This window comes from Fodinicola feengrottensis, from assembly GCF_010993775.1.
Classification (GTDB): domain Bacteria; phylum Actinomycetota; class Actinomycetes; order Mycobacteriales; family HKI-0501; genus Fodinicola; species Fodinicola feengrottensis.
The window spans coordinates 79503-105552 of record NZ_WOTO01000027.1; the positions used below are offsets into that span (position 1 = coordinate 79503).

Annotated in this window: 25 protein-coding genes, 4 pseudogenes and 1 riboswitch; of the genes and pseudogenes, 20 read left to right on the forward strand and 9 right to left on the reverse strand. The window is 66.0% G+C overall.

Annotated elements, in window-relative coordinates; all coding sequences use genetic code 11:
- Positions 1-52 precede the first annotated feature (52 nt).
- Positions 53-427 (reverse strand): hypothetical protein, encoded by a 375-nt coding sequence (locus tag GNX96_RS24225; protein WP_279581324.1) that lies wholly within the window; start codon positions 425-427, stop codon positions 53-55.
- 313 nt (positions 428-740) lie between these two features.
- On the opposite strand from GNX96_RS24225, the gene GNX96_RS24230 reads away from it, so the two are divergent.
- Genes GNX96_RS24230 through GNX96_RS24240 form a run of 3 tightly spaced genes read left to right on the forward strand, consistent with a single transcriptional unit; the run spans position 741 to position 1854 of the window.
- A complete protein-coding gene (locus tag GNX96_RS24230; RefSeq protein WP_279581325.1) occupies positions 741-1415 on the forward strand; it encodes an LCP family protein in 675 nt (224 codons plus the stop codon).
- The gene (locus tag GNX96_RS24235) at positions 1367-1510 is read left to right on the forward strand and encodes an LCP family glycopolymer transferase (RefSeq protein ID WP_163569845.1); all 144 of its coding nucleotides are present in this window, start codon (positions 1367-1369) and stop codon (positions 1508-1510) included. Before GNX96_RS24230 ends, GNX96_RS24235 begins: the two co-directional genes overlap by 49 nt.
- Positions 1507-1854, forward strand: coding sequence for an LCP family protein (locus GNX96_RS24240; RefSeq protein WP_163569846.1), 348 nt, complete (start codon positions 1507-1509; stop codon positions 1852-1854). Before GNX96_RS24235 ends, GNX96_RS24240 begins: the two co-directional genes overlap by 4 nt.
- Before the next feature lie 21 nt (positions 1855-1875).
- On the opposite strand, the gene GNX96_RS24245 is transcribed toward GNX96_RS24240, so the two are convergent.
- From GNX96_RS24245 to GNX96_RS24255, 3 genes are all read right to left on the reverse strand, one after another.
- A complete protein-coding gene (locus GNX96_RS24245) occupies positions 1876-2526 on the reverse strand; it encodes a glycoside hydrolase family 25 protein (protein ID WP_163569847.1) in 651 nt (216 codons plus the stop codon).
- A gap of 431 nt (positions 2527-2957) precedes the next feature.
- Positions 2958-3275, reverse strand: coding sequence for an ROK family protein (locus GNX96_RS24250; protein ID WP_279581326.1), 318 nt, complete (start codon positions 3273-3275; stop codon positions 2958-2960).
- Positions 3175-4176, reverse strand: a complete 1002-nt coding sequence (locus GNX96_RS24255) for an ROK family transcriptional regulator (protein WP_163569849.1) — start codon at positions 4174-4176, stop codon at positions 3175-3177. The genes GNX96_RS24250 and GNX96_RS24255 overlap by 101 nt, the downstream gene beginning before the upstream one ends.
- Positions 4177-4411: 235 nt before the next feature.
- Between GNX96_RS24255 and GNX96_RS24260 the strand changes: the two genes are divergently transcribed.
- The 6 genes from GNX96_RS24260 (at position 4412) to GNX96_RS24290 (ending at position 11192) form a co-directional block, all read left to right on the forward strand.
- The gene (locus GNX96_RS24260; RefSeq protein ID WP_163569850.1) at positions 4412-5752 is read left to right on the forward strand and encodes an ABC transporter substrate-binding protein; all 1341 of its coding nucleotides are present in this window, start codon (positions 4412-4414) and stop codon (positions 5750-5752) included.
- A gap of 6 nt (positions 5753-5758) precedes the next feature.
- Positions 5759-7453 (forward strand): ABC transporter permease, encoded by a 1695-nt coding sequence (locus GNX96_RS54745; protein WP_279581327.1) that lies wholly within the window; start codon positions 5759-5761, stop codon positions 7451-7453.
- 49 nt (positions 7454-7502) lie between these two features.
- Entirely contained in the window at positions 7503-8348 is an 846-nt protein-coding gene (locus tag GNX96_RS24275; protein WP_163569852.1) for a carbohydrate kinase family protein, read from the forward strand.
- A 65-nt stretch (positions 8349-8413) separates the two neighbouring features.
- On the forward strand, positions 8414-10393 hold the full coding sequence (locus tag GNX96_RS24280; RefSeq protein WP_163569853.1) for a glycosyl hydrolase 2 galactose-binding domain-containing protein: 1980 nt from the start codon (positions 8414-8416) through the stop codon (positions 10391-10393).
- Complete coding sequence (locus GNX96_RS24285; RefSeq protein WP_163569854.1) at positions 10390-10542, forward strand: hypothetical protein; 153 nt, start codon at positions 10390-10392, stop codon at positions 10540-10542. Before GNX96_RS24280 ends, GNX96_RS24285 begins: the two co-directional genes overlap by 4 nt.
- Complete coding sequence (locus GNX96_RS24290; protein ID WP_163569855.1) at positions 10500-11192, forward strand: hypothetical protein; 693 nt, start codon at positions 10500-10502, stop codon at positions 11190-11192. The genes GNX96_RS24285 and GNX96_RS24290 overlap by 43 nt, the downstream gene beginning before the upstream one ends.
- Positions 11193-11456: 264 nt before the next feature.
- On the opposite strand, the pseudogene GNX96_RS64690 reads toward GNX96_RS24290, so the two are convergent.
- Positions 11457-11957, reverse strand: a pseudogene (locus GNX96_RS64690) (TetR/AcrR family transcriptional regulator); the annotation flags it as partial.
- On the reverse strand, positions 11885-12247 hold the full coding sequence (locus GNX96_RS54750; RefSeq protein WP_279581351.1) for a GntR family transcriptional regulator: 363 nt from the start codon (positions 12245-12247) through the stop codon (positions 11885-11887). The pseudogene GNX96_RS64690 and the gene GNX96_RS54750, both read right to left, overlap by 73 nt.
- 266 nt (positions 12248-12513) lie before the next feature.
- Between GNX96_RS54750 and GNX96_RS24300 the strand changes: the two genes are divergently transcribed.
- Complete coding sequence (locus tag GNX96_RS24300; protein ID WP_163569856.1) at positions 12514-13212, forward strand: DUF2306 domain-containing protein; 699 nt, start codon at positions 12514-12516, stop codon at positions 13210-13212.
- Positions 13213-13229: 17 nt separating this feature from the next.
- Here GNX96_RS24300 and GNX96_RS54755 read toward each other — a convergent pair whose 3' ends face one another.
- Entirely contained in the window at positions 13230-13427 is a 198-nt protein-coding gene (locus GNX96_RS54755; protein ID WP_279581328.1) for a hypothetical protein, read from the reverse strand.
- Complete coding sequence (locus tag GNX96_RS24305) at positions 13382-14227, reverse strand: substrate-binding domain-containing protein (protein WP_279581329.1); 846 nt, start codon at positions 14225-14227, stop codon at positions 13382-13384. The genes GNX96_RS54755 and GNX96_RS24305 overlap by 46 nt, the downstream gene beginning before the upstream one ends.
- 134 nt (positions 14228-14361) lie before the next feature.
- Between GNX96_RS24305 and GNX96_RS54760 the strand changes: the two genes are divergently transcribed.
- Together GNX96_RS54760 and GNX96_RS24315 are read left to right on the forward strand one after the other, a co-directional pair.
- Positions 14362-14517 (forward strand): PadR family transcriptional regulator, encoded by a 156-nt coding sequence (locus GNX96_RS54760; RefSeq protein WP_279581330.1) that lies wholly within the window; start codon positions 14362-14364, stop codon positions 14515-14517.
- 79 nt (positions 14518-14596) lie between these two features.
- Positions 14597-15046, forward strand: coding sequence for a hypothetical protein (locus GNX96_RS24315; RefSeq protein ID WP_163569857.1), 450 nt, complete (start codon positions 14597-14599; stop codon positions 15044-15046).
- Here GNX96_RS24315 and GNX96_RS24320 read toward each other — a convergent pair.
- Complete coding sequence (locus GNX96_RS24320) at positions 15031-16482, reverse strand: MFS transporter (RefSeq protein WP_163569858.1); 1452 nt, start codon at positions 16480-16482, stop codon at positions 15031-15033. The genes GNX96_RS24315 and GNX96_RS24320 overlap by 16 nt on opposite strands.
- Before the next feature lie 566 nt (positions 16483-17048).
- A riboswitch (cobalamin riboswitch) is annotated at positions 17049-17170 on the forward strand.
- A gap of 31 nt (positions 17171-17201) precedes the next feature.
- On the opposite strand from GNX96_RS24320, the gene GNX96_RS24325 reads away from it, so the two are divergent.
- From GNX96_RS24325 to cobT, 8 genes and pseudogenes are all read left to right on the forward strand, one after another.
- A complete protein-coding gene (locus GNX96_RS24325; protein WP_163569859.1) occupies positions 17202-18140 on the forward strand; it encodes a cobalamin biosynthesis protein in 939 nt (312 codons plus the stop codon).
- Positions 18137-19630, forward strand: a pseudogene (locus GNX96_RS24330) (cobyric acid synthase). Before GNX96_RS24325 ends, GNX96_RS24330 begins: the two are co-directional and overlap by 4 nt.
- Positions 19627-21615 (forward strand): annotated as a pseudogene (locus GNX96_RS24335) (magnesium chelatase subunit D family protein). Before GNX96_RS24330 ends, GNX96_RS24335 begins: the two co-directional pseudogenes overlap by 4 nt.
- Complete coding sequence (gene cobO / locus GNX96_RS24340; protein WP_163569860.1) at positions 21615-22229, forward strand: cob(I)yrinic acid a,c-diamide adenosyltransferase; 615 nt, start codon at positions 21615-21617, stop codon at positions 22227-22229. The pseudogene GNX96_RS24335 and the gene cobO overlap by 1 nt, the downstream one beginning before the upstream one ends.
- 99 nt (positions 22230-22328) lie before the next feature.
- Positions 22329-23555 carry a cobyrinate a,c-diamide synthase gene (locus GNX96_RS24345; protein WP_313885772.1) on the forward strand — a complete coding sequence of 409 codons (1227 nt, stop codon included), beginning with the start codon at positions 22329-22331 and terminating at the stop codon, positions 23553-23555.
- Between the two features lie 63 nt (positions 23556-23618).
- Positions 23619-24446, forward strand: a pseudogene (locus GNX96_RS61425) (cobalamin biosynthesis protein); the annotation flags it as partial.
- A 119-nt stretch (positions 24447-24565) separates the two neighbouring features.
- Entirely contained in the window at positions 24566-24940 is a 375-nt protein-coding gene (locus GNX96_RS61430) for an aminotransferase class I/II-fold pyridoxal phosphate-dependent enzyme (RefSeq protein WP_313885773.1), read from the forward strand.
- On the forward strand, positions 24937-26022 hold the full coding sequence (cobT, locus tag GNX96_RS24355; protein ID WP_279581331.1) for a nicotinate-nucleotide--dimethylbenzimidazole phosphoribosyltransferase: 1086 nt from the start codon (positions 24937-24939) through the stop codon (positions 26020-26022). Before GNX96_RS61430 ends, cobT begins: the two co-directional genes overlap by 4 nt.
- Positions 26023-26050: the final 28 nt, after the last annotated feature.

Sequence of the window (26050 nt, forward strand, 5' to 3'; positions counted from 1 at the left end):
GGGCTGCCGGTAGGAAAACCGGCAGCCCAAACTGGGTTCGAAGCGCAGGACACTAGTGAACGATGACAGCGGTCGCGCTGATTGTCTGGGTGTGTAGTATCGCGATGCCGGTCACGGTCACTTTCTCGCCTACCCGCAGCCGGGCGTGCCGGCCGGTCGGGGTAGCGATCCTGGTTTTGTTCGTGACGACAACGTGTACGAGCCCGCGAGTGGTGCGCAGGGTCACCATCTCACGGTTCCGGCCGATCTTGATGCCGACGATGACCCCGTTGATCGATGCCGTATGCGGTTTCGGTTTGGTGGGCGCACTGGCGTACGACGGCGAAACCACGGCCGCGGAACTGGCCGTCGCCGTTACGCCGGTGAAACCCGCCACGCCTACCGCCACCGCGGCGATGGCTCCGAGAGTGGCCACATGTCGTTTCATTGAGGCGAAACTCCTTTCGGGAAATGGTTCGATCAGCGGCCTTGGAGGCCGCTCGCCCGACCATACGGCAAAACCTACAAACGCGACATATGCGACACGCATCGAAATCCGGCCGGAGATTAAACAATTACTGAAGGAATCGTCGACGGTAAAACTTTGGACCATGTTTCCTGGTGATAGCTGGGTTTTCCTGACCGTACGGTTGCCGGTTGGATCGTTTTCGCTAAAGTGTCGATTCACCGGGAACCAGTTACGGGCATCAGTCGTCAGAGAGACATGGCATTTGGCTACCGCCTTCGGCAGAGACCGGGACATGGTGAGCTTCCGGACAACAAAGGAGTTGGGCGGAGTTGACGATCTATGGAACGCCCCGCGGTGGCCGGCCCCCTCGGGTGGGGGTAAGAAGCGGCTGCCGCGATGGGCGCGGGTGTGTCTTGTGGTCGGCATCGTCGTCGTGGTGGTCGGTGGCGGCGCGGCCTATGCGGTCAACGCGATCGCTGACCACTACGCCAATCAGGTGCACAAGAACAACTTCCTCGCTGGCGTGCCTCAGGACGAGCGAGCCAGCAGCGCCCCACCATCGGGCGCGCCGATCGCCGGGCCGATGAACATTCTGGTGCTTGGCTCGGACAACGCGGACAACGCGCGGGCGAAGAGTCAGGGAGTGGACGGGCAACGGTCCGATTCGATCATCCTGTTCCACATCGACACCACATTCGACCACGTCTACGCTTTCTCGATTGAGCGCGATTCGTACGTAAGCGTCCCCGCCGCCGGATCATGGGACGGCGGAAAAACCAAAATCAACGCCGCCCTGCAGTACGGTGGTCCCGCGCTCACCGTACGTACCGTCCAGGACCTGCTCGGCATCAAGATCAACCACGTCGTGGTGGTCAGTTTCAGCGCTTTGATCAAGGCGGTCGACGCGGTCGGTGGAGTGTGGACGTCTACGTCGACAAGACGACGTACGACGACCAGTTTCACCTGACCTGGACCAAAGGCTGGCATCACCTGACTGGCCAACAGGCCGAGTTCTACGTACGACAGCGGCACGGCCTGCCGACGGCGACTATGACCGGATGAAGCGCCAGCAGCAGCTGATCCACGCCTTGGTGAAACAGGCCGGCACGGCTGGCGTCCTCAGTAATCCGTACAAACTCAGCGACCTTCTGCAAGCCGTGACGTCCTCACTGACCGTCGACACAGGAATGCCGGTGAAAGACCTCGCCTTCGCCGCTCGTGGCCTGACGATGAACTCGATCACTTTCTCCACACTGCCCACCAATGGAACCCTGGTGATGGGCGGCGTGGACTACGAGCGGGTGAATCCGGACGCGACGGCCGCGTTGGGGACCGCCCTGAACAGTGACAACTTCGCCAGCTACCTCAAGCGGTATCCAGCCAACGACGCGTCCCACGGACTGTAAGTTCGCCGTGGTGGGGGGGCCCTAGTGCTGACGCCAGCAGCGATGGGCCAGCTCGGCGAGTTGGCGGGCGGTGCCGTGGAAAGTGTCCAGGTCGACCTTGTTGGTCGCGCTGGTCGGCACGCCGTCGACGGCGCCGATGGTGTATTGCCAGAAGGTGTAGTCGGGGAATCCTGGAGCCAGCCGCGGCGGGGTCCGACTGTAGTCGACCGTCCACAGTCGATAGTGGCCGAGCGCGGTGGTGCCGCCCAGGCAGCTGTTCACGAACGACTGCTGGGTGTAGATCATCGGCCGGACGCCGGACAGCAGTTGGACCGTACGAAGGAAAGTCAGCACGTTGTCGACGGTGGTGCCGGGTGGGCAGCCGCCGTTGGCGGCCCATTCCACGTCGGCGACCGGGGGCAACTCACCGGGGGCAAAGCCGCTGTAGCCGGCCGAATGGAAAGTCTTGACGAAGAATTCCGCCTGTTCCTTCGGGTCGAACTCGCCGCGGTAGAAATGGTACGGCGCCACGTCGAGCCCGGCGGCGGCCGCTTCGTGAATGTCGGTGGCGAAGGCGGGGTTCAGGTAGGCCGTACGCTCGGTCGCCTTGATGAAAGCGAAAGACTTGCCGGCCGCGGCCACCTTCGTCGTCGTCGATGGGCGCTTCGCCCGGATGGTCCCAGTGCGAGACATCCAGGCCCATCGGTCCGTCGCCCGGATCGGTCGCGGCCGGCGCCAGCTCAGAACGCGCCTCCGGGCCGAGCACCTGGTGGTGGCTGTCGGTGTCGGACGGTGAGTCCGCGAACACCGGTGGTGCGACCGTGAAGGTCGCCAGCACCGCTGCCGCGACCGCGATGGCCGATCGAATCCGCACGGTGCCGCCTTTCTCGTCAAAGAGGTGGGGACAGCCTTCCCGCTGTCCCCGTCCCGGAATCTACGCAACGAGATCGACTCGCACCGGAAAATGACCGAGTCTTCCCGAAAGGGCGACCGCGCGGTCAGCCGTGGCCCACGTCATCGCGGTTCGCCAGCACCGCCAGCTGGTACGAGGTGCCGCAGATAGGCCGTACGCTCGGTTGCCTTGATGAAAGCGAAAGACCGACCGCTCGCGACTGTGAGCCAGGTTACAGAGCTGCCGCCCGTACGCCCCGGCGGAAAAAAAGCGTGTCCCGCGCTTCCCGCAGCGCGATCGCCATCGCGCCATGCAATGCGGCTTGTTCTCTCAGCATCGACGTTTCTATCCGGGCGGTCAGTGGCAGCAACGCGGCGGTGGTTTCCCTGACTGGCCGCAGCAAAGCCGGGTTGGACCCGATTCCGCCGCCGAGCACGACCACCGCCGGGTCAAGCATCGCGCACACCGACGCAATCGCGGTGCCCACCTTGAGCGCCTCGGACTGCACGATCTCCCGGGCGGCCGGCTCTGTTTCGGTGCGGGAGAACAACTCTTCGACCGTACGCGGCTGCTCGCCTATCCAGTCCTCCCGCGCCTGCGCCGCCGCCATCACGCCGGCCGCTCCGACCTCGTCCTCGAACGCGCCATGCATGCGGTGCCGGTGATCGAAAGGATCGCCGGTGAAGGGCAGATAGCAGATCTCGCCGGCGGCCCCATGCGCGCGCCGCGCACCAGCTCGTCGGACAGCACGATGCCCATCCGACGCCGGCGCCGATGGAAATGAACACGAAATCGCTGACCCCGGTGGCCAGCCCGCGCCATTTCTCGCCGATCGCGGAAAGATTGATGTTGTTGTCCACCAAAAGCGGCACTTCGTAGCGGTCCCGAATCAGGGCCAGCGGATCGTACGCGCCATCGGGACTGATGTTGTATGCCAACGAAGTCACCCGCCTGGTGACCGGATCGACGACCCCTGGAGTGGAAACGCCGAGCGCCAGCAGTTGGCCGTGGGTGGCGCCGGCCGTACGCACCGCGTCGCGGACCATGTCGTAAACCTGCCGGGCCACCGCGCGGGTGCTGTTGGTGTCGGTCCGCTGTTCCAGCTCGGCGAGTTTCTCGCCGTAGATGTCGACCGCGCCGACCCGGATGTTGCTGCCGCCGATGTCGACGCCGACCACGAACCCGGCCGCGTCGTCCACGGCGTACGACACCGGAGACCGGCCCGGCTTGCCGGCGCGTACGCCCATCGGCCGGACCAGCCGCGCCTGCATCAGCCGGCGCACCGCCTCGGACACCGTGGGTTTGGACAGGCCGGTGTGCTCGGCGATCTCCGGCCGGGTGATCGGCCCGTCCCGGAAGATCGCCTCCAGCACCGCCTGATCGCTCAGCTCGCGGAGCAGATTGAGCTGCGATCGGCCGGGCGTGCCGGGCTGCTGGTCTGGTTGAGACATGCCGTGTTACCCCCTTTCGACAGGAAGGTTACCGATCAAATTGGCACTGCGCACCCCCTTGACCATACGTACTGTGCGCTAATACAGTCCTCATTTATTCGGAGCCTTAACGAATGGGGCCGACCCGCACCGGGCCGGCCAGGCGTGGAGGACGGCATGGCAGCGCGGCCCGAGAACTTGTTTGACGCGACCCGGCTCAGCCGGCGCGGGTTTCTGACCGCCGCGGTCGGCGTTGGTGCCGGGGCCGCGCTCGCGGCCTGCGGTGGCGGCGGCTCGGGCAGCGGCACGACGACGATCCGGGCGCGCGCACCAGCAGCAGCAGGCCGGTTACAGCGCGTCCGACATCCAGGGCATGACCACCGCGTTCATGAAGGCGAACCCGACCATCAAGGTGGAGAACACCCTGGTCGCGTACGAGGCGCTGCACGACAAGATCGTCGCGGCCGCGCCGGCCGGCACGTACGACGTGGTGCTGATGGACTGCATCTGGCCGGCCGAGTTCGCCAAAAAGCACGTGGTCGCGGACATCAGCGACAAAGTGAAGGCGCTGTCCGGGCTGAGCGGGATTTTCCCTGGAGCCATTCAAACGGCTCAGTACGAGGGCAAGTATTACGGCATGCCGTGGCTGCTGGACACCAAATACCTGTTCTACAACACCGAAATGCTGCAGAAGGCCGGCATCAAGCCGGAGCAGCTGGCCACCTGGGACGGCGTCAAGTCCGCCGCGCAGGCATTGAAGGCCAAGAACATCGTCAAATACCCGCTCATCGGCAGTTGGGCGCAGGCTGAGGCGGTCGTCTGTGACTACGCCGCTCTGGTTGGCGCCTTTGGCGGCAGTTTCCTCGATGCCGCTGGAAAACCTGCCTTCACGTCCGGCGGGGGGCTGCAGGCACTGCAGTTCATGCGTGACCTGATTTCCAGTGGCCTGGCCAATCCGGCCTCCGCCGAGTCGATCGAGGACGACGTCGTCAAGACGTTCTCGCAGGGCAATGCGGCGATCGCCCTCAACTGGACTTTCATGTACGGGCAGGCAAACGATCCGAAGGCGAGCAAGGTCGCCGGCAAGGTCGGCATGCTGCGCACGCCGGCCGGTCCCGGCGGCAAGGCGCCTGGCGTCAACGGCGCGTCCGCGCTCGCGATCACTTCCGGCAGTCAGCATCAGGACGCCGCCTGGGAGTACGTGAAATACCTGACCAGCCAGAGCGTGCAGGATAAGTTCGCGACCAGCTCGCTGCCGATTTGGAAAGCTTCGTACGACGAGCCCGCGGTGCAGAAGGCCGGCACGCCGGCGGTCGTCTCGGTCGCCAAAAACCCAGCTGCAGGACATGATTCTTCGGCCGCAGGTGCCGAACTACAACGCGGCCTCGCAGCAGTTGCAGGTCGACATCCAGAAGGCGCTGCTGGGCCACCAGGACCCGGCCGCCGCCGCCCTGACCGAAGCCGCCCATGCCTTCACGGCTTCGAACTGAACCGCCGGTGGGCGGCGCGGTGGCTGCGCCTGCGCCGTCCGCCGGTACCCAGAAACGTTCCTGGCTGGTTCGTACGAGAGAGCCACGGTTCGCCGCGGCCCTGCTGATTCCCAGTGTCATCGTCGTTTTCGGCATCGTGCTCTACCCGATCCTGCGGACCCTTTACACCTCGTTCTTCACTGTGGACACCCCTTTTCCGGGCACTTATCCGTTTGTCGGACTGGAAAACTACGGCAAGATCATCACCGATCCGGCGGTCTGGGCGGCGATCGGCCGGACCGCCTATTTCACGTTGCTGTCCACCGCGCTGGAAATCGGCCTGGGCATCGGGTTGGCGTTGCTTGCTGAACGCCAAACTGCGATTGCGGTGGCTTTTCCGGGCCATCGTGGTGTTGCCGTGGGCACTGCCGACGGTCGTCAACGCGCAGATGTGGCGGTTCATTCTCAACTCGCAGTACGGCGCGCTCAACGCCCTTTTGACGCAGCTGCACATCATCGGCTCGTACCAGTCCTGGCTGGGCAGCCCCTTCCTGGCGCTGAACATGGTCACCATGGCGGACGTCTGGAAGAACACGTCCCTGGTGGCCTTCTTTTTGCTGGCTGGCCTGCAGACAATTTCCAGCGACCTGCACGAGGCGGCCGTCGTCGACGGCGCGTCACCGTGGCAGCGGTTCTGGCGGATCACTATGCCACTGCTCAAATCGTCGATCCTGGTCGTGCTGGTGTTGCGTACGATCGAGGCCTTCAAGGTCTTCGACATCATCTACATCATGACCCGCGGTGGTCCGGCCAACGGCACCCAGAGCATCGCCTATTTCACATACGTACGAGCCTTCTCCGACGAGAAACTTCGGCTATGGCTCGGCGCTGGCTTACCTGATCGTGATCGTCATCCTTGTCCTGGCGGCGTTCTACATCCGCGCCCTACGCAGCTCGGCGGCCAACGAGATATGAGTGTCTTAACGCCCTCGCGGCGATATAGTGTTTTTGTCCACGTGATGGCGATCGCCGTCTGCGTGGTCATTCTGGCGCCCTTTGGCTGGCTGTTGATCGCCAGCATCGCCAACGACAACGACCTGCTCGCGGTCCCGCTGCACTGGATTCCGCAGCACCCGACCTTCGATCGCTACGTGCAGATTTTCACCGCACAGGGAGACAACGTCTTCGCGGGCTTTCGGTCGTCGTTCTTCAACAGTCTGATCGTGGCCACCTCGACCGTGCTGATTTCCACCACGGTCGGGGTTTTCGGCGCGTACGCCTTCGCCCGGCTGCGATTTCGCGGCCGGCGCGCGGTGCTGATGTTCTTCCTCTCCACGTACATGGTGCCGCCGATCGCCCTGGTGATCCCGATGTATCTGGTGATGGTGCAGCTGCACCTGCTGGACACCGTCTTTGGACTGATCGTCGTCTACAGCTCCTTCGCCACCCCGTTTGTCCTTTGGATCATGGGAAACTACTTCCAGTCGATCCCGTTCGAGCTGGAGGAGGCGGCCCGGATCGACGGTTGCAGCCGGATGGGTGCGCTGTTCCGGGTCATCCTGCCGCTGGCCCGGCCGGGCTTGCTGGCGATGATGCTCTTCGCCTTCCTGATCGCGTGGGACGAGTTCCTCTACGCGCTGATCTTCACCTCAACGGCGGCGTCCAAGACCATCCCAGTGGCGATTTCCGAATTCACCGGGCGATACACCACAAACTTCGGCCTGCAGGCGGCCGGTGGCGTGCTCGCGGCGCTGCCGCCGGTGATCATCGCGGCGATTTTCCAGAGGCAGATCGTCGGCGGACTGTCCGGCGGGGCGGTGAAGGGATGACCGTCAGCGTTATCGGCGCGGTTCAGCTGGATGTGATCACGCCGCCCCGGTGGGGGAGTTACCGGCGCCGGGGGCCGCCCAGTTCGTTGACACGATGGCGATGCGGGTCGGCGGCGCCGGCGCGAATGCCGCCCTCGCGATGGTCGAGCTCGGGCTGGACACCCGACTTTTCGGCTGTGTGGGGGAAGATTTCGTCGGTCGTTGGCTGTTGGAGGAGATCGGCGGGCTGGCCGCCGATACGGTGGTGGTGCCCGGCCAGTCCACCGGCGTCACGATCGCCTGCGAGAAGCCCGGCCGGGATCGTTCTTTCCTGACTTTGCTCGGAGTCTGCGCGACCTACGACTTCTCGATGATCCCGGCGGACGCGCTGACATCGTCAAGCGTGCTCGTGTGCGACTACTTCTGTGCGCCCGCCCTGCGTGGTGAACCTACCCGGAAGCTGTTGGAAGGAGCCAAAGCCGGCGGGGCGCAGACGTTTTTTTTCGACACCGCCTGGGATCCGGACGGATTCGGCCCGCAGGCCCGCGCCGAGGTGCATGAGCTGCTGCCACTGGTCGACGTATTTGTCCCCAATGAGAGTGAAGCGTGCGCGCTGGTCGACGACCGCGACCCGTATAGTGCCGCTCGTACGCTGCAGGAAATCTCCGGCGGGTGGGTGGTCGTCAAACTCGGCGCCGACGGCTGCCACGCGGCCGGACCGGACGGTGTCACCTTTGCCGAAGCAGCACCGAAAGTGGTGGTCGCCGACACCACGGGGGCCGGCGACACTTTCAATGCTGGATTGGTGGGAGCCCTCGCGCATGGCGAGTCACTCCCGGCCGCAATGCGCGCGGCCACCAGGTTCGCCTCGACGGTAGTGTCCCGCCCGTCCGGCGAGCGTTATGTCTCCCGCTAAACCCAGTCGTTACTTGAGTTGACAGTTATCAAGGAGGAGCAATGTCAGCACGTAGGCCCCGCTTGGTGGCCGTACTGGCAAGCGTCTTACTCGCCGCGGGCATGCTGCCCGCCACCGCGTGGGCCGGCCCGGCCGACACCCTGCACGGCACGGCTCAGGGCACGACCGACCTGACCAAGGGCTGGGCGGTGCAAACCTCCGCGGTGGCCACCGCGACCGGTGACAAGATCTCCGACCCGGGCTACTCCACCGCTGGCTGGCTGCCGATTTCGCGGCCGGAGACCGAGATGGCCGCGTTGCTGGAGAACGGCCGCTATCCGAATGTCTTCTATTCCAACAATCTCGCCTCGGTGCCAACCGCGCAGTTCACCGTCAACTGGTGGTATAGGAACCAGCTGACCGTGCACCCGCGGCCGGGCCAGCACACGTATCTCATCATGAACGGCATCTCCGGCCGGGCGAACTTGTGGCTCAACGGCACCAAACTCGCCGACGAGGCGCAACTTCAGGGCGCGTACTCGCGGATAGAGTACGACATCACGTCGTACGTCCATGATGGCGCGAACGCGATCGCGCTGGACATCTACAAAAACGACGCGAACAAGTATCTGACGTCCAACACGGTGGACTGGAACCCGAAGGCACCGGACGGCCAGACCGGTCTGCAGTTCGCACCGCAGTTGGCGCAGGACGGCGCTATTTCGCTGCGAGACACGCATGTCCTGCAGAACAATGCCAAAGACCTCAGTACGTCCGACCTGACGGTCAAGGCGGATCTGCGGAACAACACCACGACAGACCAGTCGGCGACTTTCGCCGGCTGCATTTCTCGTGGTGCGACACGGATTCCGTTCAGCAAGACCGTCACGGTGCCGGCCGGCAAAACAGTCACGGTGTCGGTGAGCCGGCAGGATGCCCCCGGCCTGCACGTGGTGCATCCGGCGATCTGGTGGCCAGCGCAAATGGGCGACCAGCCGCTTTATCACTTGTCCGCCACCGCGGTCGTTCAGGGCCAGCGCTCGGACGCCTACACCGATGACTTCGGCATCCGTACGGTCACGTCGTACCTGACCAAAGTGGTGCCCGGAAGACCCCCTGCTGCCGTCCGGCTCGCGGCAGTTCGTCATCAACGGCGTGCCGCTGGTGATCCGTGGCGGCGGTTGGTCGCCAGACATGTTTCTGCGCTACTCCTCGAAAAACATCGCCGACCAGCTCGCGTACATCCGCAACCTTGGGCTGAACACCCTGCGGTTCGAGGGAAACTTCCCGCCGGACGACATGTTCCAGCAGATGGACCGCGCCGGCATCCTGGCGCTGACTGGCTGGCAGTGCTGCAATCGTTGGGAGGATCTTTCCAAGACCTGGGACGCGAACATGAAGGCCAACGCGGCCAACCAAGCGTCGAACGTGGCCGCGGAACTGCGGGACCACCCCAGCGTTTTCACGTTCTACCAGGGCAGCGACAACGAGCCGGACCCGGCGAAGGAGTCGATCTACCTGACCGCCTTCACCGCCGCCGACTGGCAGACCCCGCAGGTTTCCTCGGCGGAGTACAAATCCTCCGCGCAGCTGGGAAGCTCCGGTTCCAAGGAAGGCCCGTACAACTACGTGCCGCCGAACTACTGGTGGGCCACCGGCTCCAAACCGCGCCGACCAACGACGACACCTTCACCAACGCGGGCAGCGCCTACGGCCTCGACACTGAGACCAGCGCCGGAAACACCATCCCCACCACCAGTTCCCTCAACCGCTTCCTGCCCACCGCGGACCAGAACAAGATCTGGGGGACCTCAGCTCGACCGCCGGCAGCGGGAGCGGACCGGACATCTATCACGTCTATACGTACAACAACTACACAAAGGCCGGCCGGCTCGGCCAGTACAACACCCCGCTCTACAACCGGTACGGTCCATGGACCGACCTCGCCTCGTACCAGAAAGAAGCGCAGGTCGGCGAGTACGAGGTCACTCGGGCCCAGTTCGAGGCATATCTCGGACATTCCAAGGATGCCGCGAACCCGAGCACCGGGGTCATTTACTGGATGATGAACAAGGCGTGGCCGTCCCTGCAGTGGAGCATCTATGGCGACGACTTCGACCAGTCCGGCGTCTATTTCGGAGCCAAGAAGTCTGGTGAGCCGGTGCACACATCATGTATTCGTACGACGACGGCTCGATTCAGGTCGCCAACCTGACGAACGTCAAGCAGCCCGGTTTGAAGGCCACCGCGAAGTTCATCGACCTCAACGGGAAAATCGCCGGCACCAGCCAGGCGTCGGTTCCGTCGCTTTCCAGCCAGGACGTCAAAACCGTGCTGTCGACGAAGGCGCCGGCCGGGATTTCCAAGACGTACTTCCTGGAGCTCACCCTCTCCCGCGGTGCGAGCGTCGTCAGCCGAAACGTCTACTGGCTGTCCACCAAGGCGGACAGCATCGACTGGAACAAGACGCTGGGCGAAGGTTTCGGGGCCACGTACAACGCGAACGGCTATGCGGACCTGACCGGGCTGCAGAGCCTCGGAAAGGCCACCGTGCAGGCGACCTCGCACACGACCGTTCGCGATGGCCACGCGGTGACCACCGTGACCGTCCGCAACGTGAGTGGCCAGAAAACTCCGGCTTTCTTCACCCGGGCCGATGTTCTGCGTGGCACCCTCGGCGGCCAGCCGCTTTCCGGTGACAACCAGGTGCTCCCGATTCAGTGGAGCGACAACGACATCACCCTCTGGCCCGGCCAGAGCCAGACTCTGACGGCCACTTATCGGCTGTCGGACCTGAAGGGCGCGAGCCCAGTGGTGAGCCTGTCCGGTTGGAACGTGGCGAGCCAGACGGTGTCCGCTCGGTAGCAATCGCTCGTACGGTCGCCCGCGTCGCAGATTACTCTGCGGCGCGGCCGATCTTTTGTTGTGGTTTGGCGAGCGGGAACCGTTGTGATAGAGCAGGCAATCCGGCCGTCGAACGTCACCTTCGCGGGGGGGGGGGGTGTTGCCGGGCTCGGTCGATGAAGGCGGCGAACCCATCCAAGTGGCGCTGCAGGCCGAATTCGAAGAGGGCGGCGAGGTCCGCGCTCTCGCCGCGACCGATGCGCATTTTGCTGAGAGTGGGGAAGTTTCCGTTGGAGATGACCTCCCGGGCGAGGGAGTCGTAGCGGCCCAGCGTTTTTCGCTGGTGATGCCGGAGTTCTGTTCGATTTCAAGCTCCATCCCGCGGCCTAGGGCGACGCCGCCGACGAAGCCGTTCAGGCTTCCTACCGCGCGGAGCATTTCCAGGTGGGTCAGACCGAGGTTGTCCAGTCCGGCGAGTTGCCATTCGACCTGGGCCATGGCACTGGGCAGCACCGGTGGCCTCGCCAGGGAGGTCATGGCCGGCGCGGCCACCCAGGGGTGGCGTCCGTACGTACGCCAGTGCAGGCGGGCGACGGTTTCCAGGCGGGCTCGCCAGCCGGCTGGGGCTGGGTCGGGGAGCGACTCGACAGCGAAGACCGCTTCGGCCATCAGCCGGACGAGCTCCTCTTTGCTGGGAACGTAGTGATAAAGGGTCATCGCCCCGACATCCATCGCGGCCGCGACGCGGCGCATGGACAGGGCGGCGAGGCCCTCGGCGTCGGCCATCGTGATGGCGGCGGTGACGATCGTGTCCTTGCTGAGTGCGGTGCGGTCGGGTCCGCCTTTCGGGGCTTTTTCGCATGCAAAGCGCGGACAACCGTGCCGATACCCGGTCGAGCCTCCACCAGATCCTGCTGCCGGAGGGTGGTGAGCACCTTGGTGGCGGTGGCCATCGCGACCTGCCAGTCGCGGGCGATCTGCCGGGTCGACGGCACTCGTTCGCCGGGAGCCAGCGCGCCGGATTCGATCCGGCCGCGGATCTCGTCGGCGATCAGTTGATAGCGCGGATCGGGCATCGCCACCGTCTTCCCTCCTAGTGCACTAGTGCACCTGAGGTGAAACTTAGCAGATCTCTACGGTCGTGCGCCTCTATGTCTGGTGACCATCCCTCCTGCGCCGGTGCGCTAGTGCACTAGCTCGGAGGTGGGGGCCACTATGATGCTTTAGTCGGTACAGTAGAGTAATACTTTCGTCTCTGGGAGGTGTGGCCGTCAATTGGTACGCTGTACGAACACTTCGCCGTACGGCGTATGAGTGACATACGAGGGAAGGAGGACCAGTCATGGCAACATCCACCGGACAGGCAGTGGCCGCCGAGACCGCGCGGCGGCCCGCAACGCCTTGGTGGCGTCGGCCGTGGGTGGTGCCGTTGATGTTGATCGCGCTGCTCTTCTTGGCGTTTTCCTTGCCGCCGTACACAACACTCAATCCCCAGCTGTCCAGAGTGCCGTCGTCCTTCCCGCTGCACTACCCGTTCCTGGTGGCCCACATCGGGTTCGCGTCGGTCGCGATGCTGACCGCCTGCCTGCAAATCTGGCCGTGGTTTCGCCAGCGGTATCCGATCGTGCACCGCAGAATTGGTCGCGTGTACGTCTTCGCCGGGGTGCTGCCGGCCGGGGTGTGCGGTCTGATCATCGGCGCGGCGAGCCCGTACGGGCCGCCGGCGGCGGCCAGTGACGTGATGCTTGCGGTGCTGTGGCTGACATTTACCGCGGTGGGGTTCCGGATGGCCCGCAAGCGCCGGTTCGCCGACCACCGACGGTGGATGATTCGCAGTTTCGCGCTGACTTTCTCGATTATCACGAACCGGATCTGGGGCATCATCTTCGCGATCGCCTTGCCATCGCCCTCACCAGCCGAGATCGCTCCGCTGGGAGCCTGGCTGGGCTGGACGACAATGTTGTTGCTGGCCGAATGGTGGCTGGTCGAGCGCGGTGTCGGCAAGCGCCGGGCCCGTCGTGCGGCGGCCGCCGCGTCCTGAGGCATCCCGGCCGCGGATCAGATTCGGTACGCCTGCAGAGACTCCGGTGCGAACAGCTCGGCCGGCTCGAAGAGGCGACCGGCCAGTCCCTGCTCGTACGAATAGCGCAGGAAGGTGCGCAGCGTCGTGTCGTTCGCTTTCAGTCCGTACGGCCAAAAATCCCGGCCCATCACCGACTGGGTCTGCTCGACCGCGGCATACAGCCAGGGCAGCATATAGCGGTTTGCCGCGGTCTCGCCAAGTTTTTGCTGGACGTTGTGCTTGGCGTCGACGAAAGCCTGGAAGAGCGAGAGCGGGCCAGCCAGCGATGACTCTGGTAGAGATCACGCCGAAGCACGATCACATGCATGATCGGGAAGATGCCGGTCCGGGTGAAGTATTCCTCCTCGGCTGCTCGCGGGTCCGCGAGCAGCCGGCGGATCGAGATGTCACCGTCCAACATGGACTGTGGGGTTCGCGGGCTGTAGATCGCGTCAAGTTCCCCGCTCAGCAACAGATCGGTGAGCGTTTGGTCCGCCGGCACCGGTTCCACGTCGACGCCGGCTGGCAAACTCAGCTGGATTTTCTCCACCCGGCCACTCTGCTGCAGGCCTCCGGTGCGATAGCGCACCGACTCGACCGGCACCTGGTGGAACTCGGCCAGGATGCCGCGAATCCACACCGCGGCGGTGACCTGGTATTCCGGGATGCCAACGGTTTTGCCGGCCAGCTCCGACAGCTCACGTAACGGGCTCTGCGCTCGTACGTAGATGCCGTTGTGCCGGAAGGCACGGGACGGGAAAATCGGGATGGCCACAAACGGAGAATCGTTGCCGGACAACGACAGCACGTAGGACGAGAGTGACATCTCGGCCGCGTCGAACTCCTGGTAGCGGGCCATCCGGAAGAAGGTTTCCTCGACCGGCAGGGCCAGATAGGTCAGGTCGACGCCCTCCGGCCGGATCCGGCCGTCGGCCAGCGCCTGAGTACGGTCGTAGTCCCAGCACGCAATCGTGATCGGCACCCGTACGCTCATGCTGCCTCCCGTTCCTGCCGGCCCGCCGCGGCGTGCTGGTCTGTCGATCCTGCGACAACTCCGATATATACGTATCGGCCGTAGTATGTGCAGCAGCATCCGCGCCGTGCGGACGACGAAGGGAGGTGCGTGCCGTGTCGCTTCGGCACGCCTTGCTTGCCCTGCTGGAAGCCGAGCCGATGAGCGGCTACAGCCTGGCCAAGTTCTTCGACCAGTCGGTGGCTTACGTCTGGCACGCACCGCATTCGCAGATCTATCCGGAGCTGCGGCGAATGAGCAGGCCGGGATGATCACCGGGCGCTCCGAGGCGCGCGGCACTTTCGCCACCAAGCGGATCTATTCGTTGACCGATGACGGCCGCGCGTTGAGTTGGCGCGGTGGGTCGAGGAACTCTCTCCGCTGCCGCGCGAAAGAGACGCCGCCTACCTGAAGAGCAGCTATTTTGAATACGGTGACTATGCCAGCGCGCGCAAGCATTTCGAGGCTCACCGGGCTCATCACGAAGAGCAGCGGCGGCGGCGCTGGGAGGCGCACGTCAAGCAGCTGGAGAACCGGGACACCGACCTGCTCCGGATTCGGCTCGCGCAGGCGCCGGAACACCTGCGAAAGCAAGTCGTGGCTTACAAAGTGCACGTCTACCACGGGCTGATCGAGCGGGCCAAACAGGAAGTCCGCTGGGCGCTCGCGGGCCTTCGGATGGTGGACGAGCTGGAAGCCGAGACGGTCGCGGCGCGACCCGCACCGGCTGGTACGCCCCGCAAAGCGGTGGAGCGGACGAAAATCGGCGGGCCCGCCGACCCGGGTCAGCCGGCGGCATGAGCCGCCGCGCCGCTGATCCTGGACCTGACGGCCAGTGAGCCGCCGATGGCGAGCGCGAGCAGGCTGGCGCCGCAGCAACCCAGAAGCTGACCAGAAAACCGGTCTCGGTGGGAGCGCCGCCGGCGCCGCCGAAGGCGCTCAGCAGCAGGCCGACGATGTCGCTGCCGAAGGAGTTTCCCACCGCGTACGCGACAATGGAGATCCCCAGCGCGACCCCGGACTCGGACGCCGGCACCGCGCCGACAATGAGGATCTGGGTGGTGGCGAGCGCGATCGCGGTGCCCATCGAATAAACGCCCTGTGCGGTCAAAACGGCGATCGGGGCGCCGGCGAGCACCGCGAAGGCCACAAATGACAGGGCATTGAGGCCGACGCCCACACACGCGGACACCGCCATGCTGCCGCGCCTGGTCAGCCGCTGGAGCAACATTATCCCCACGATGGCGCCGATTGTCTGCGGGACCGCGAACCACGCGGTCTGCAGGATCGTGAATCCGTAGCCGAAACCGGCCACCGCCGGCTGGGTCTGCGCCAGCCTGGTGACCGCGGAGAGCGAGCCGTAGACACCGAAGGCGATGAGGAATGTCATGAGATACGGCACTCTCACGTGCGGCTTCAGAATGTCGCTCAGCCGGATCAGCGGATTCTTCGCCCGCCCGGCCGAAACCAGCCAGCAGCAGCAACAACACGACCCCGGCCACCAGCAATGCGACCACTCGCGGCGATCCCCAGCCCCAGGTGGGTCCTTTGCTGAGGCCGAGCAGAATGCCGACCAGCGAGAGCGCCAGCAGTACCGCGCCGGTCAGGTCCAGCCGGCCGGCCGCCCGATGCCGGGAATCTCGTACGAGCCAACCGGTCGCAGCCATCCCGATGACGACCGTGATAATTCCGATGACGAAAAAGGACCGCCAGGCGGTGGGGTGAATGCCGACCAGCGCGCCCAACAGGATGCCGCCGCCGATCCCGACCCCGACCCCGTTGCCGGCGTGGATCGCGCCGATCGTGAGCTGCGCGCGCTTTTTCGGCATGGTGTCGCTGGCAATCGCCTCCGGGAGCGCCAGCATCGGGAACTGCGCTCCCATTAACACCCTGCCGAGGATCAGCAGCGGGAAGCTGGTCGCGAAACAGTCGATCAGGCAGCCGGCGAGCACCAGCGCGAGAGACACCATAATCATTGGTTTCTTGCCGTAAAGATCGGCGAGCCGGCTGATCACCGCCAGCGCCACCGCGCCGGCCAACAGCGACGAGGTCACCAGCCAGGAGGTATCGGCGACACCGAGGTGCAGTTGTTTGCCAATGGTGGGTAACAACGGCACTATTCCGACTTGCAGGAGTTGCAGCGTGAAGCCGAGATAGGTGAGGGTGACCACCGCCGCGCGACCGTTCACCGCCGTGCCCCGGGTGTCGCCAGCCGGATCGACCGCTGCTTCCGTCATCTGTCTTGCCCTTCCGGAGCCGATCTGTGCCACCAGATATCCGTACGGCATGACCCAAACACAGCAAGGCTGGCACTGTGTGGGGTTTACCGGAAGTTTAACCCGCCCTGCTCCGGGAAGCGGTTGTTTATGTCAGCACATACGTATATCTTGGTATCTGCGCCGGACCGGGCCCCCGACCGGCCCGGCGCACTTTCGTTCCCCTGTCGGGAACTTCCCTGTTCAGTAGGCACTCTCTGTCGCTGGCCTGCGCGTTGACCGCCGACGCGCGCGGGACGATCAGCTGGGACGCGACTTGGTCGCGTCCTTCTTTGTGCCCGAGGGCAGCGAAATCTCGCCCGCGTGACGAGACATTGTCGCTGGTGGCGTGGATGTCGCCCGGGACGCGGCGAATATCGGGATGTCGGCGTTGGAACGTGCTTTCGGGTCCGTACGAGGGAGCGGCCGAAGCGGTTGGGTGGGATCTGGATCCATCTCCGCAAGGTGCCCCAAAAATGGAACAGGACCCATCGGGCGTGGCGGTGGGTCATAGGCGGCCGCCTTGACAGTGCCGAAACGGCTGTGGTTGCCTGCGAAGGTTCGTCGATGACCAGGGAGGAAGCCGGTGCGACTCCGGCGCGGTCCCGCCACTGTCAGCCGGGTGCGAGCCCGGTGAGCCAGGAACTCCGGTCGTCGATCCCTTCGTCCTGGGGCGCGGACACCCCGAGGAAGGTTTCGCGATGGCCGCGTCCCGGTGGACGCTCCCGGTCGGCCTGCTCGCGGGGACCCTGTTGGACCTGGCCCTCGCCGATCCCCGGCGCGGCCATCCGGTAGCCGCGTTTGGGCAGGTCGCGGCCGCACTGGAGCGGCGAGTGTGGGCGGACAGCCGGCGCAGCGGAGCCGTCTACGGTGGGGCCTTGGTGAGCGCTGCGGGGCTCACTGGCGTCGTCCTCGCGCGTACGGCCCGCACACCGCTGCCGGCGATCGCGATGACCGCGGCCGGCACCTGGGCAGTGTTGGGTGGCACGTCGTTGGCGCGTGAGGGCGCCCGGATGCGGGCCCTGCTGGCCGCCGACGACCTGGCTGGTGCGCGTACGCGCCTTAGCCACCTCTGCGGTCGGGACGCGGCCGGTCTCGGGGTGGCCGAGCTCAGTCGGGCGACGGTCGAGTCGATCGCGGAGAACACCTCCGACGCGGTGGTGGCGCCGCTGTTCTGGGGTGCGGTGGCGGGGGTGCCGGGGCTGCTGGCTTATCGAGCGATTAACACGCTGGACGCGATGATTGGTCACCATAACGAGCGATATGAGCGTTTCGGTTGGGCCGTTGCGAAACTCGACGATCTGGTGAACTGGGTGCCGGCCCGGTTGACCGGGTTTTTGGCCGCTGCCCTCGCGGGTTCCGTTGACGGCAGCCCGCGTGCCGCGGTGACCGCGATGATCCGGGACGGCGGCCGGCACCCGAGCCCAAACGCGGGCCAGTGCGAAGCGGCTTTCGCGGGTGCCTTGGGCGTCCGGCTCGGGGGCGTGAACCGGTACGGCGACCGGGTGGAAATTCGTGGTGTGCTGGGAGATGGGCGCGAACCGACGGTCCAGGACATTGGCCGGGCAGTGCGGCTGTCCCGTCTGGTGGGAGTCGCCGCTGCCATTCTTTTCGCGATGGCCCGCAAGGTCGCGACGTGAGTGGCGCTCTGCTGGTCGCCGGGACCACCTCAGACGCGGGCAAGAGCATCGTCACGGCCGGACTGTGTCGATGGTTGGCCCGCCAGGGCGTGAAAGTCGCGCCTTTCAAAGCCCAGAACATGTCGCTGAATTCCATGGTCACCCGCGATGGCGCCGAAATCGGCCGGGCGCAGGCCGCGCAGGCGGCGGCCGCCCGGATCGAACCGGAAGCGGTGATGAACCCGGTTCTGCTCAAACCCGGCAGCGATCGGCATAGTCAGGTGATCCTGCTCGGCCATCCGATCGCCGAGGTCAGCGCGCTTTCGTACCGGCAGCTAAAAACCCCGCCTCCGGGAAGCGGCGCTGGAGTCGCTTAGCGACCTGCGTTCGCGTTACGACGTGGTGATCTGTGAAGGCGCCGGCTCGCCCGCCGAGATCAACCTGCGGGACACCGACATCGCGAACATGGGCTTGGCGCGCGCCGCGGGGCTGCCTGTCCTGGTGGTGGGAGATATCGACCGGGGTGGCGTTTTCGCTGCCATGTTTGGCACTCTGGCGCTGCTGGAGCCGGCGGACCAGGCGTTGCTGGCTGGTTTCGTGGTCAACAAGTTCCGCGGTGACGCTCGGCTGCTCGGACCGGGTCTGGACTCGCTGCGCCGGTTGACTGGGCGGCCGGTGCTCGGTGTGCTGCCGTGGGTACCCGGCCTTTGGCTGGACGCCGAGGATTCGCTCGCCCTGACTGCCGAGCGGCCAGCGGTGGCGCCGCCGGTCGGCGAGGATGTGCTGCGCGTCGCGGTGGTCCGCTTTCCGCGCGTCTCGAATTTCACCGACGTGGACCCGCTGGTCGCCGAGCCGGGCGTGGTGCTGCGGTTTGTCACCCGGCCGGAGGAACTTTCCGATGCGGATCTGGTGATCCTGCCAGGCACCCGTGCCACCGTCGCGGATCTGGCCTGGCTAAGGGAAAACGGGCTCGCCGATGCGATCGTACGACGGGCCGCCCAGCGACGGCCGGTCCTCGGGATCTGCGGTGGCTACCAGATGTTGGCGGGCTCGATCGACGACGAGGTGGAAAGCCGGCAGGGAATCGTGCCCGGCCTCGGCCTGCTGCCCACCACTGTCCACTTTGGACCAGAAAAGGTGCTCGGCCGTCCTTCGGGGCAGGCGTACGGGCAACCGGTGCACGCGTACGAGATTCGGCACGGCCGGGTTTCGGTGGCAGGCGGCGAGGCTTTCCTTGATGGGTGTTCAGCCGGCACGGTCTGCGGGACCAGTTGGCACGGCGTCTTGGAAAACGACGGTTTCCGGCGAGCCTTCCTGGCCGAGACCGCCGCGCAGGCCGGCCGGCGCTTTGTACCAGGTGAGGTTTGTTTCGCCGATATACGCGCCAACGATGGCTCGATCTGGTGGGCGATCTGATTGCCGACCACCTGGACACCGCCGCGGTGATGCGGCTGATCTCGGACGGCCCACCGGCTGGTCTGCCGTTCGTACCACCGGGACCACCCGCATGAGGAGCGCAGTGACTGCCCCCATTTTCCCGCTCAGCGCCGTCGTCGGCATGGACGACCTACGGTTGGCGTTGGTGCTCAACGCGGTCTCCCCCGCGATCGGTGGAGTGTTGGTACGCGGCGAAAAAGGCACCGCCAAGTCCACCGCCGTGCGGGCTCTCGCCGCGGTGTTGCCCGCGGTGGAGGTGGTCAGCGGCTGCCGTTTCAGCTGTGACCCGGCCGATATCGACCCGGACTGTCCGGACGGCCCACACGATTTCGCCGGTCCGCGGGAAAGCCGGCCGGCCAGACTGGTCGAGTTGCCGGTCGGCGCAAGCGAGGACAGGCTGGTGGGAGCACTTGACATCGAGCGTGCGCTGGCCGAGGGCGTGAAGGCGTACGAGCCGGGGCTGCTGGCCGCCGCCCATCGCGGCCTGCTCTATGTCGATGAGGTGAACCTGCTCGGCGACCATCTGGTGGACCTTTTGTTGGACGCGGCCGCACTTGGCATGTCCTATGTGGAGCGTGAAGGTGTCTCGATCCGGCACCGCTCGCGGTTCTTGCTGGTCGGCACGATGAATCCGGAGGAGGGTGAGCTCCGGCCGCAGCTGCTCGACCGGTTCGGGCTGACCGTCGAGGTGGCCGCCCCGCGAGAGGTGGACGCCCGCGCCGAAGTAGTTCGCCGACGACTGTCGTTCGATGCTGATCCAACTTCTTTCGCTGCCGGGTTTTCGGCCGCCGAAAGCGAATTGGCGTCTCGCATTCTGACCGCTCGGGAACTTCTCGCTCAGGTGGCACTTCCGGACGCGGTCCTGCGCCAGATCGCATCGGTGTGTGCCTCATTCGAAGTCGACGGGCTGCGAGCGGACATCGTCATCGCTCGTACGGCCGTCGCACACCGCCTGGGAAGGGCGGAGCGTGGTCGATGGAGATGACGTACGAATGGCCGCCCGGTTGGCGTTGCCGCACCGGCGCCGGCGAAATCCGTTCGACGCTCCCGGTCTGGATGAGGAGCAACTCGACAACGCGCTCGATGATCATTCGAACGACGATGATCCCCACGATGACGGTCCGGGTGGGGCGCCGGCACCGCAGGACAGTCCCGCGCCGGCAGACTCCAGCTCCCCGACTGATTCCGGCTCTGCGCCCGAGCGGCCGATGCCAGCGCCGGGCGAGTCTTTTGCCGCCCCTACCGACACTTTCCGGACCCGCCGGCTGGAGGTGCCAGGGGTGGGCAGCGGCGCCGCCGGTCGACGTTCCCGGGCGAAGACGGATGTCGGCCGGGTGACCGGATCCAGCCGGCCGACCGGCAAAGCCGGCCGTCTGCACCTCGTCTCGACGATGATTGCCGCCGCACCGCAGCAAAAAGCTCGCGGCCGTACGAGTGTGCCGGTTGATGATTCTGCGCCGCCAGGATCTGCGCCTTGCCCGCCGAGAGGGGCGCGAGTCCAACCTCGTCCTGTTTGTGGTGGACGCCAGCGGCTCGATGGCTGCCCGGTCCCGGATGGGTGCGGTCAAGGGGGGCGGTGCTTTCGTTGCTGCTAGACGCGTACCAGCGCCGGGACAAGGTCGGTCTGGTGACTTTTCGCGGTGACAGCGCTGAACTCGCGCTGCCGCCCACGTCCTCCGTGGACACCGCGGCCGCACGTCTGACTGTTTTGCGGACCGGCGGGCGTACGCCGCTGGCCGCCGGTTTGTTGCGGGCACGGGAAGTCCTGCGGGTCGAGCGCCTGCGTGATCCCCGGCGGCGGGCGTTGATGGTGGTCGTCACCGACGGCCGGGCGACCCGGCGCGGTGGTGGCGACCTCGAAGACGCCTATCGTACGGCCGCATTGTTGGCCGCCGAGGGGACCGCGGCCGTGGTGGTCGACTGCGAAAGTGGGCCAGTTCGGCTGCTGGATTTGGCTGGGAAACTCGCCATGGCGCTGGGCGGACCGGCGGTGCGGTTGGAGGAACTGGCCGCGGACACCCTCGCGGCTTCGGTTCGTACGTTCACTGGAGCAGCCTGATGCCACAGGGAAAACCGACCGATGTGCCCGAAGACGGCCTCACCACTCGACAACGCCGAAACCGGCCGCTGCTGATCGTCCACACCGGACCGATGCGGGGCAAGTCCACCGCGGCCTTCGGCATGGCGTTGCGGGCGTGGAACCAGGGATGGTCGATCGGGGTCTTCCAGTTTGTCAAGAGCGCCAAATGGAAGGTCGGCGAAGAAGCGGCTTTTCGAGCGCTGGGAAGGCTGCATGAGCAGACTGGCGAGGGCGGCGCGGTCGGCTGGCACAAGATGGGCGAGGGCTGGTCGTGGATTCAACGACCTGGGAGGCAGGACGACCACGCGGCCAGTGCGGCCGAGGGCTGGGCACAGATCAAACGCGATCTGGCCGCCCAGACGTACGACTTCTATGTGCTGGACGAGTTCACCTATCCGATGAAATGGGGCTGGGTCGAAGTCGACGAGGTGGTGACCACCTTGCGGGAGCGGCCCGGTCACCAGCATGTCGTGATCACCGGCCGGGACGCGGCCGGGCCGCTGATCGACACGGCCGACATGGTCGTCGAGATGACCAAGGTAAAACACCCGATGGACAGTGGGCAGAAGGGGCAGCGGGGGATCGAATGGTGAGCATCCCCCGGCTGGTGGTCGCCGCGCCCGCTTCGGGGCATGGCAAGACAACCGTGGCTACTGGCCTGATGGCGGCTCTGTCATCGCGTGGTTTTTACCGTGTCGCCGCACAAGATCGGGCCGGACTACATCGACCCGGGTTACCACGCGCTGGCCGCCGGGCGCCCCGGCCGGAACCTGGATCCAGTGTTGTGCGGCGAAAACCTGATCGAACCGCTTTTCTTGCATGGCGCCGCCGGCGCGGATATCGCTGTCATCGAGGGCGTAATGGGCCTCTACGACGGCCGCGGGACCACCGCTTTTGGCTCAACCGCACATGTGTCGGCGCTTTTGGACGCTCCTGTGCTTTTTGTCGTCGACGCGGCAGCGCAGGGCCGGTCGGTGGCCGCTCTGGTCGCTGGATTTCGCTCGTACGACCGGAAACTGCGCATCGGTGGAGTCGTCTTGAATCGGGTCGGCTCAGACCGGCACGAAGAGATATTGAGAGCCGCGTTGGAAGAACTGGACATGCCGGTGCTCGGCGCGCTGCGCCGGGACGACGCGGTGGCGGCACCCTCGCGGCACCTTGGTCTGGTCCCGGCCGCCGAGCGCGCCGACGCGGCGGTGTCCACTGTGGACCGACTGGGTGCCGCGATCGCCGCGGCGGTGGATCTGGAAGCGGTGGTCGCGTTGGCTCGTACGGCTGGACCTCTTGGCGGCAGCCCGTGGGTGCCGACACCGCACTCCTCGCCTACCCGGCCGGTGGTGGCGATCGCGGCGGGTCCGGCTTTCACCTTCTCGTACGCGGAAACCGCCGAGTTGCTCGCTGCCGCCGGTGCCGAGGTGGTCCCTTTCGACCCACTGCACGACTCGCACCTTCCTGAGCGTACGGCCGCGGTGGTGATCGGCGGTGGCTTTCCGGAGATGCACGCCCAAGCGTTGTCCGCTAACGAGATATTGCGCAAGGAGGTCGCGGCGCTGGCTGCCGCCGGCGGCCCAATCGCGGCCGAATGCGCGGGATTGCTTTATCTGGCCCGGGAACTTGACGGTCACCCGATGTGCGCGGTGCTGGACGCGGCCGGCCAGATGACACCAAAACTGTCGCTCGGCTACCGAGATGCGAGCGCGCCGGCCGATTCCGTGCTGCTGCTCGCGGCCGGCACCGCGGTGACCGGTCACGAGTTTCACCGTACGGTGGTGGAACCTCGGTCCGGACCGGTGGCAGCCTGGTCGATGGACGGTGCCGCCGAAGGCTTCGCCGGTGGTTCTGTGCACGCCTCCTACTTGCACTTGCATTGGGCCGGAAAGCCCGAGATCGCCCAGCGTTTCGTGGCGGCGGCCCGATGACCGCCGTGGTGTGTTGGCCTCGGATGCCGGCCGGGTGTCAGCCGGGACGAGATTGTCGGGCTGATCGCAGCCGCACTGGCCGAGGCCGGCCTGTCGGCCACCGCGGTGGCCCAAATGTCCACAGTGGACTCGCGAGTCGCCGAGCCGGGCGTGGTGGCCGCCGCGGCTGGCCTGGGCATCGCACTGGTCAGCTATCCGGCCGAGCAGTTGGACGTCGTCGAGGTGCCGCATCCCAGCCCGCTGGTCCGGCACGCGGTTGGCACGGCCAGCGTGGCCGAGGCCGCCGCGCTGGCCGGCGGTGGCGAACTTCTCTTGCCCAAAAGGAAATCCGCGTTGGCCACGGTCGCCCTCGCCAGCCTCCCAGCGCAGGTCGATCTCACGCATCACGGTGATGCCGAGGTCGCAGACGGGCTGGTTGACCTGGCGGTGAACGTACGCGCGGATGCTCCGCCGGCGTGGTTGCGGTCCGTTCTGGTCTCCGCGCTGGACGATATTTCCAGCTATCCAAGGACATCCGAAGCGCGCGCCGCGGTGGCCGCACGACATGGGCGAAGGCCTGAGCAGGTGCTGCTGACAGCCGGCGCGGCGGAGGCTTTCGTGCTGCTGGCCCGTACCACCACGGCCCGCCGGATCGTGGTGGTACACCCCCAGTTCACCGAGCCGGAAGCGGCCCTGCGGGCGGCCGGCCATCAAGTAGAGCGGGTGATTCTGGATCCCTCGCGCGGATTCCGGCTCGATCCGGCGGCGATCCCGGATGACGCTGACCTGGTGGTGATAGGCAACCCGACGAATCCCACCTCTGTCCTGCATCCGGCGGATTCGCTGCTGCGGCTGGCCAAGCCGGGTCGAATGCTGGTGGTCGACGAGGCTTTCGCGGACACCGTGCCGGGCGAGCCGGAGTCAGTGGCCGGGCTTGGGCTGCCAGGATTGGTGGTTGTCCGTAGCCTGACCCAAAAACGTGGGGTCTTGCCGGGTTGCGGGTCGGCTATCTGCTGGCGCCGGCCGAAGTGGTGTCCACTGTGGAGCAAGCTCAGCCGCGGTGGTCGGTTTCCACCCTGGCGGCCGCGGCGGCCGTCGCCTGTTCGACTCCGCAGGCTCTCGCTGAGGCGAACCAGGCCGCGGTTTTGTTGGCCGATCACCGCTCGTACCTGCTCGAGAAGTTGCTGGCGCTGCCAGGGATAACGGTGCCGGTCGAGCCCGTCTCTTCCTTTGTGTTGGCGCGGGTTGCCGGCGGTTTGCGGGTATGGGAGCGATTGCGCGAGCGTGGGTTCGCGGTCCGTCGCGGCGACACTTTTCCCGGTCTTGGCAAGGATTGGCTGCGGATCGCCGTTCGCGATCCAGCCACGACCGATGCTTTTGTGAACATTCTGGCGGAGGTGCTGTGAGCTCGGTGCTGGACGAAACCCTGGCCGCGATTCGGCCGGTCGACCCGGCCGCGGTGCGGGCGGCCCGGGAGCGCCACGGCAGGTTGACCAAACCGCCGGGTTCGTTGGGAGCGTTGGAAGATCTGTCCGTACGGTTGGCGGGCCTCGCGGGAGTGTGTCCGCCGCCGCTGCCGGAGCCGGCCGCGGTCGCTGTTTTCGCTGGTGACCATGGCGTTCACGCCCAGCGGGTGTCGCCGTGGCCGCAGGAGGTGACCGCGCAGATGGTGGCCAATTTCCTGGCTGGCGGGGCGGTGGTGAACGCGATGGCCCGGCAGGTGGGCGCAGACGTTGTTGTCGTCGTGGACGTCGGTGTCGCGGCCGAGGTGCCAGCCGGACCTGGTCTGGTGTCCCGAAATGTGCGGCGGGGCACCGCTGACCTGACCGCGGGCCCAGCGATGGCGCGCGCGGATGCCTTACGCGCGATGGAAATTGGCATCGAAGTCGCAAATGACCTGATAGCGGCCGGAAATCGCTGCCTGCTGACCGGTGATATGGGGATCGCCAACACCACCGCGTCGGCGGCCCTGATCGCCGCCTTCACGCACGCGGACCCGGTGGCGGTCACCGGCCGGGGCACCGGCATCGACGATGACATGCACCGCAGGAAAATCGAGGTCGTCCGGCGAGCGCTTGCTTTGCACCTGCCCGATCCGGCCGATCCGATCGGCGTGCTGGCCGCCGTCGGCGGGCTGGAGCACGCGGCGCTGGCCGGCTTTATGTTGGGTGCCGCGGCGCGGAAGGTGCCGGTGATCCTGGACGGCGTGATCGCGTGTTCGGCGGCCCTGGCGGCGAAAGCGTTGGCGCCGGACTCGGTGGCGGCGATGGTGGCTGGACACCGCTCGGTCGAGCCGGGCGCCGCGATCGCCCTGGACGCGTTGGGATTGCGGCCGTTGGTGGATCTCGACCTGCGCCTCGGCGAGGGCTCCGGTGCCACCCTCGCGTTGCCGTTGGTGCAGAGCGCGGTCCGCGTCTTGCGTGAGGTGGCGACATTCGACAGCGCGGGCGTCACGGACCAGACGCCGACCGCCGTTTTCTGTTGCTGAGCCGGCAAACGATGAGCCGCGTACGAGC

Coding starts and splice junctions, on each gene's coding strand:
- GNX96_RS24225 (WP_279581324.1), bottom strand. CDS start 427: ATGAAACGACATGTGGCCACTCTCGGAGCCATCGCCGCGGTGGCGGTA.
- GNX96_RS24230 (WP_279581325.1), top strand. CDS start 741: ATGGTGAGCTTCCGGACAACAAAGGAGTTGGGCGGAGTTGACGATCTA.
- GNX96_RS24240 (WP_163569846.1), top strand. CDS start 1,507: ATGAAGCGCCAGCAGCAGCTGATCCACGCCTTGGTGAAACAGGCCGGC.
- GNX96_RS24245 (WP_163569847.1), bottom strand. CDS start 2,526: ATGTCTCGCACTGGGACCATCCGGGCGAAGCGCCCATCGACGACGACG.
- GNX96_RS24255 (WP_163569849.1), bottom strand. CDS start 4,176: ATGTCTCAACCAGACCAGCAGCCCGGCACGCCCGGCCGATCGCAGCTC.
- GNX96_RS24285 (WP_163569854.1), top strand. CDS start 10,390: ATGATGAACAAGGCGTGGCCGTCCCTGCAGTGGAGCATCTATGGCGAC.
- GNX96_RS24290 (WP_163569855.1), top strand. CDS start 10,500: ATGTATTCGTACGACGACGGCTCGATTCAGGTCGCCAACCTGACGAAC.
- GNX96_RS54750 (WP_279581351.1), bottom strand. CDS start 12,247: ATGCCCGATCCGCGCTATCAACTGATCGCCGACGAGATCCGCGGCCGG.
- GNX96_RS24300 (WP_163569856.1), top strand. CDS start 12,514: ATGGCAACATCCACCGGACAGGCAGTGGCCGCCGAGACCGCGCGGCGG.
- GNX96_RS54755 (WP_279581328.1), bottom strand. CDS start 13,427: ATGCTGCCCTGGCTGTATGCCGCGGTCGAGCAGACCCAGTCGGTGATG.
- GNX96_RS24305 (WP_279581329.1), bottom strand. CDS start 14,227: ATGAGCGTACGGGTGCCGATCACGATTGCGTGCTGGGACTACGACCGT.
- GNX96_RS24320 (WP_163569858.1), bottom strand. CDS start 16,482: ATGACGGAAGCAGCGGTCGATCCGGCTGGCGACACCCGGGGCACGGCG.
- GNX96_RS24325 (WP_163569859.1), top strand. CDS start 17,202: ATGGCCGCGTCCCGGTGGACGCTCCCGGTCGGCCTGCTCGCGGGGACC.
- cobO (WP_163569860.1), top strand. CDS start 21,615: ATGCCACAGGGAAAACCGACCGATGTGCCCGAAGACGGCCTCACCACT.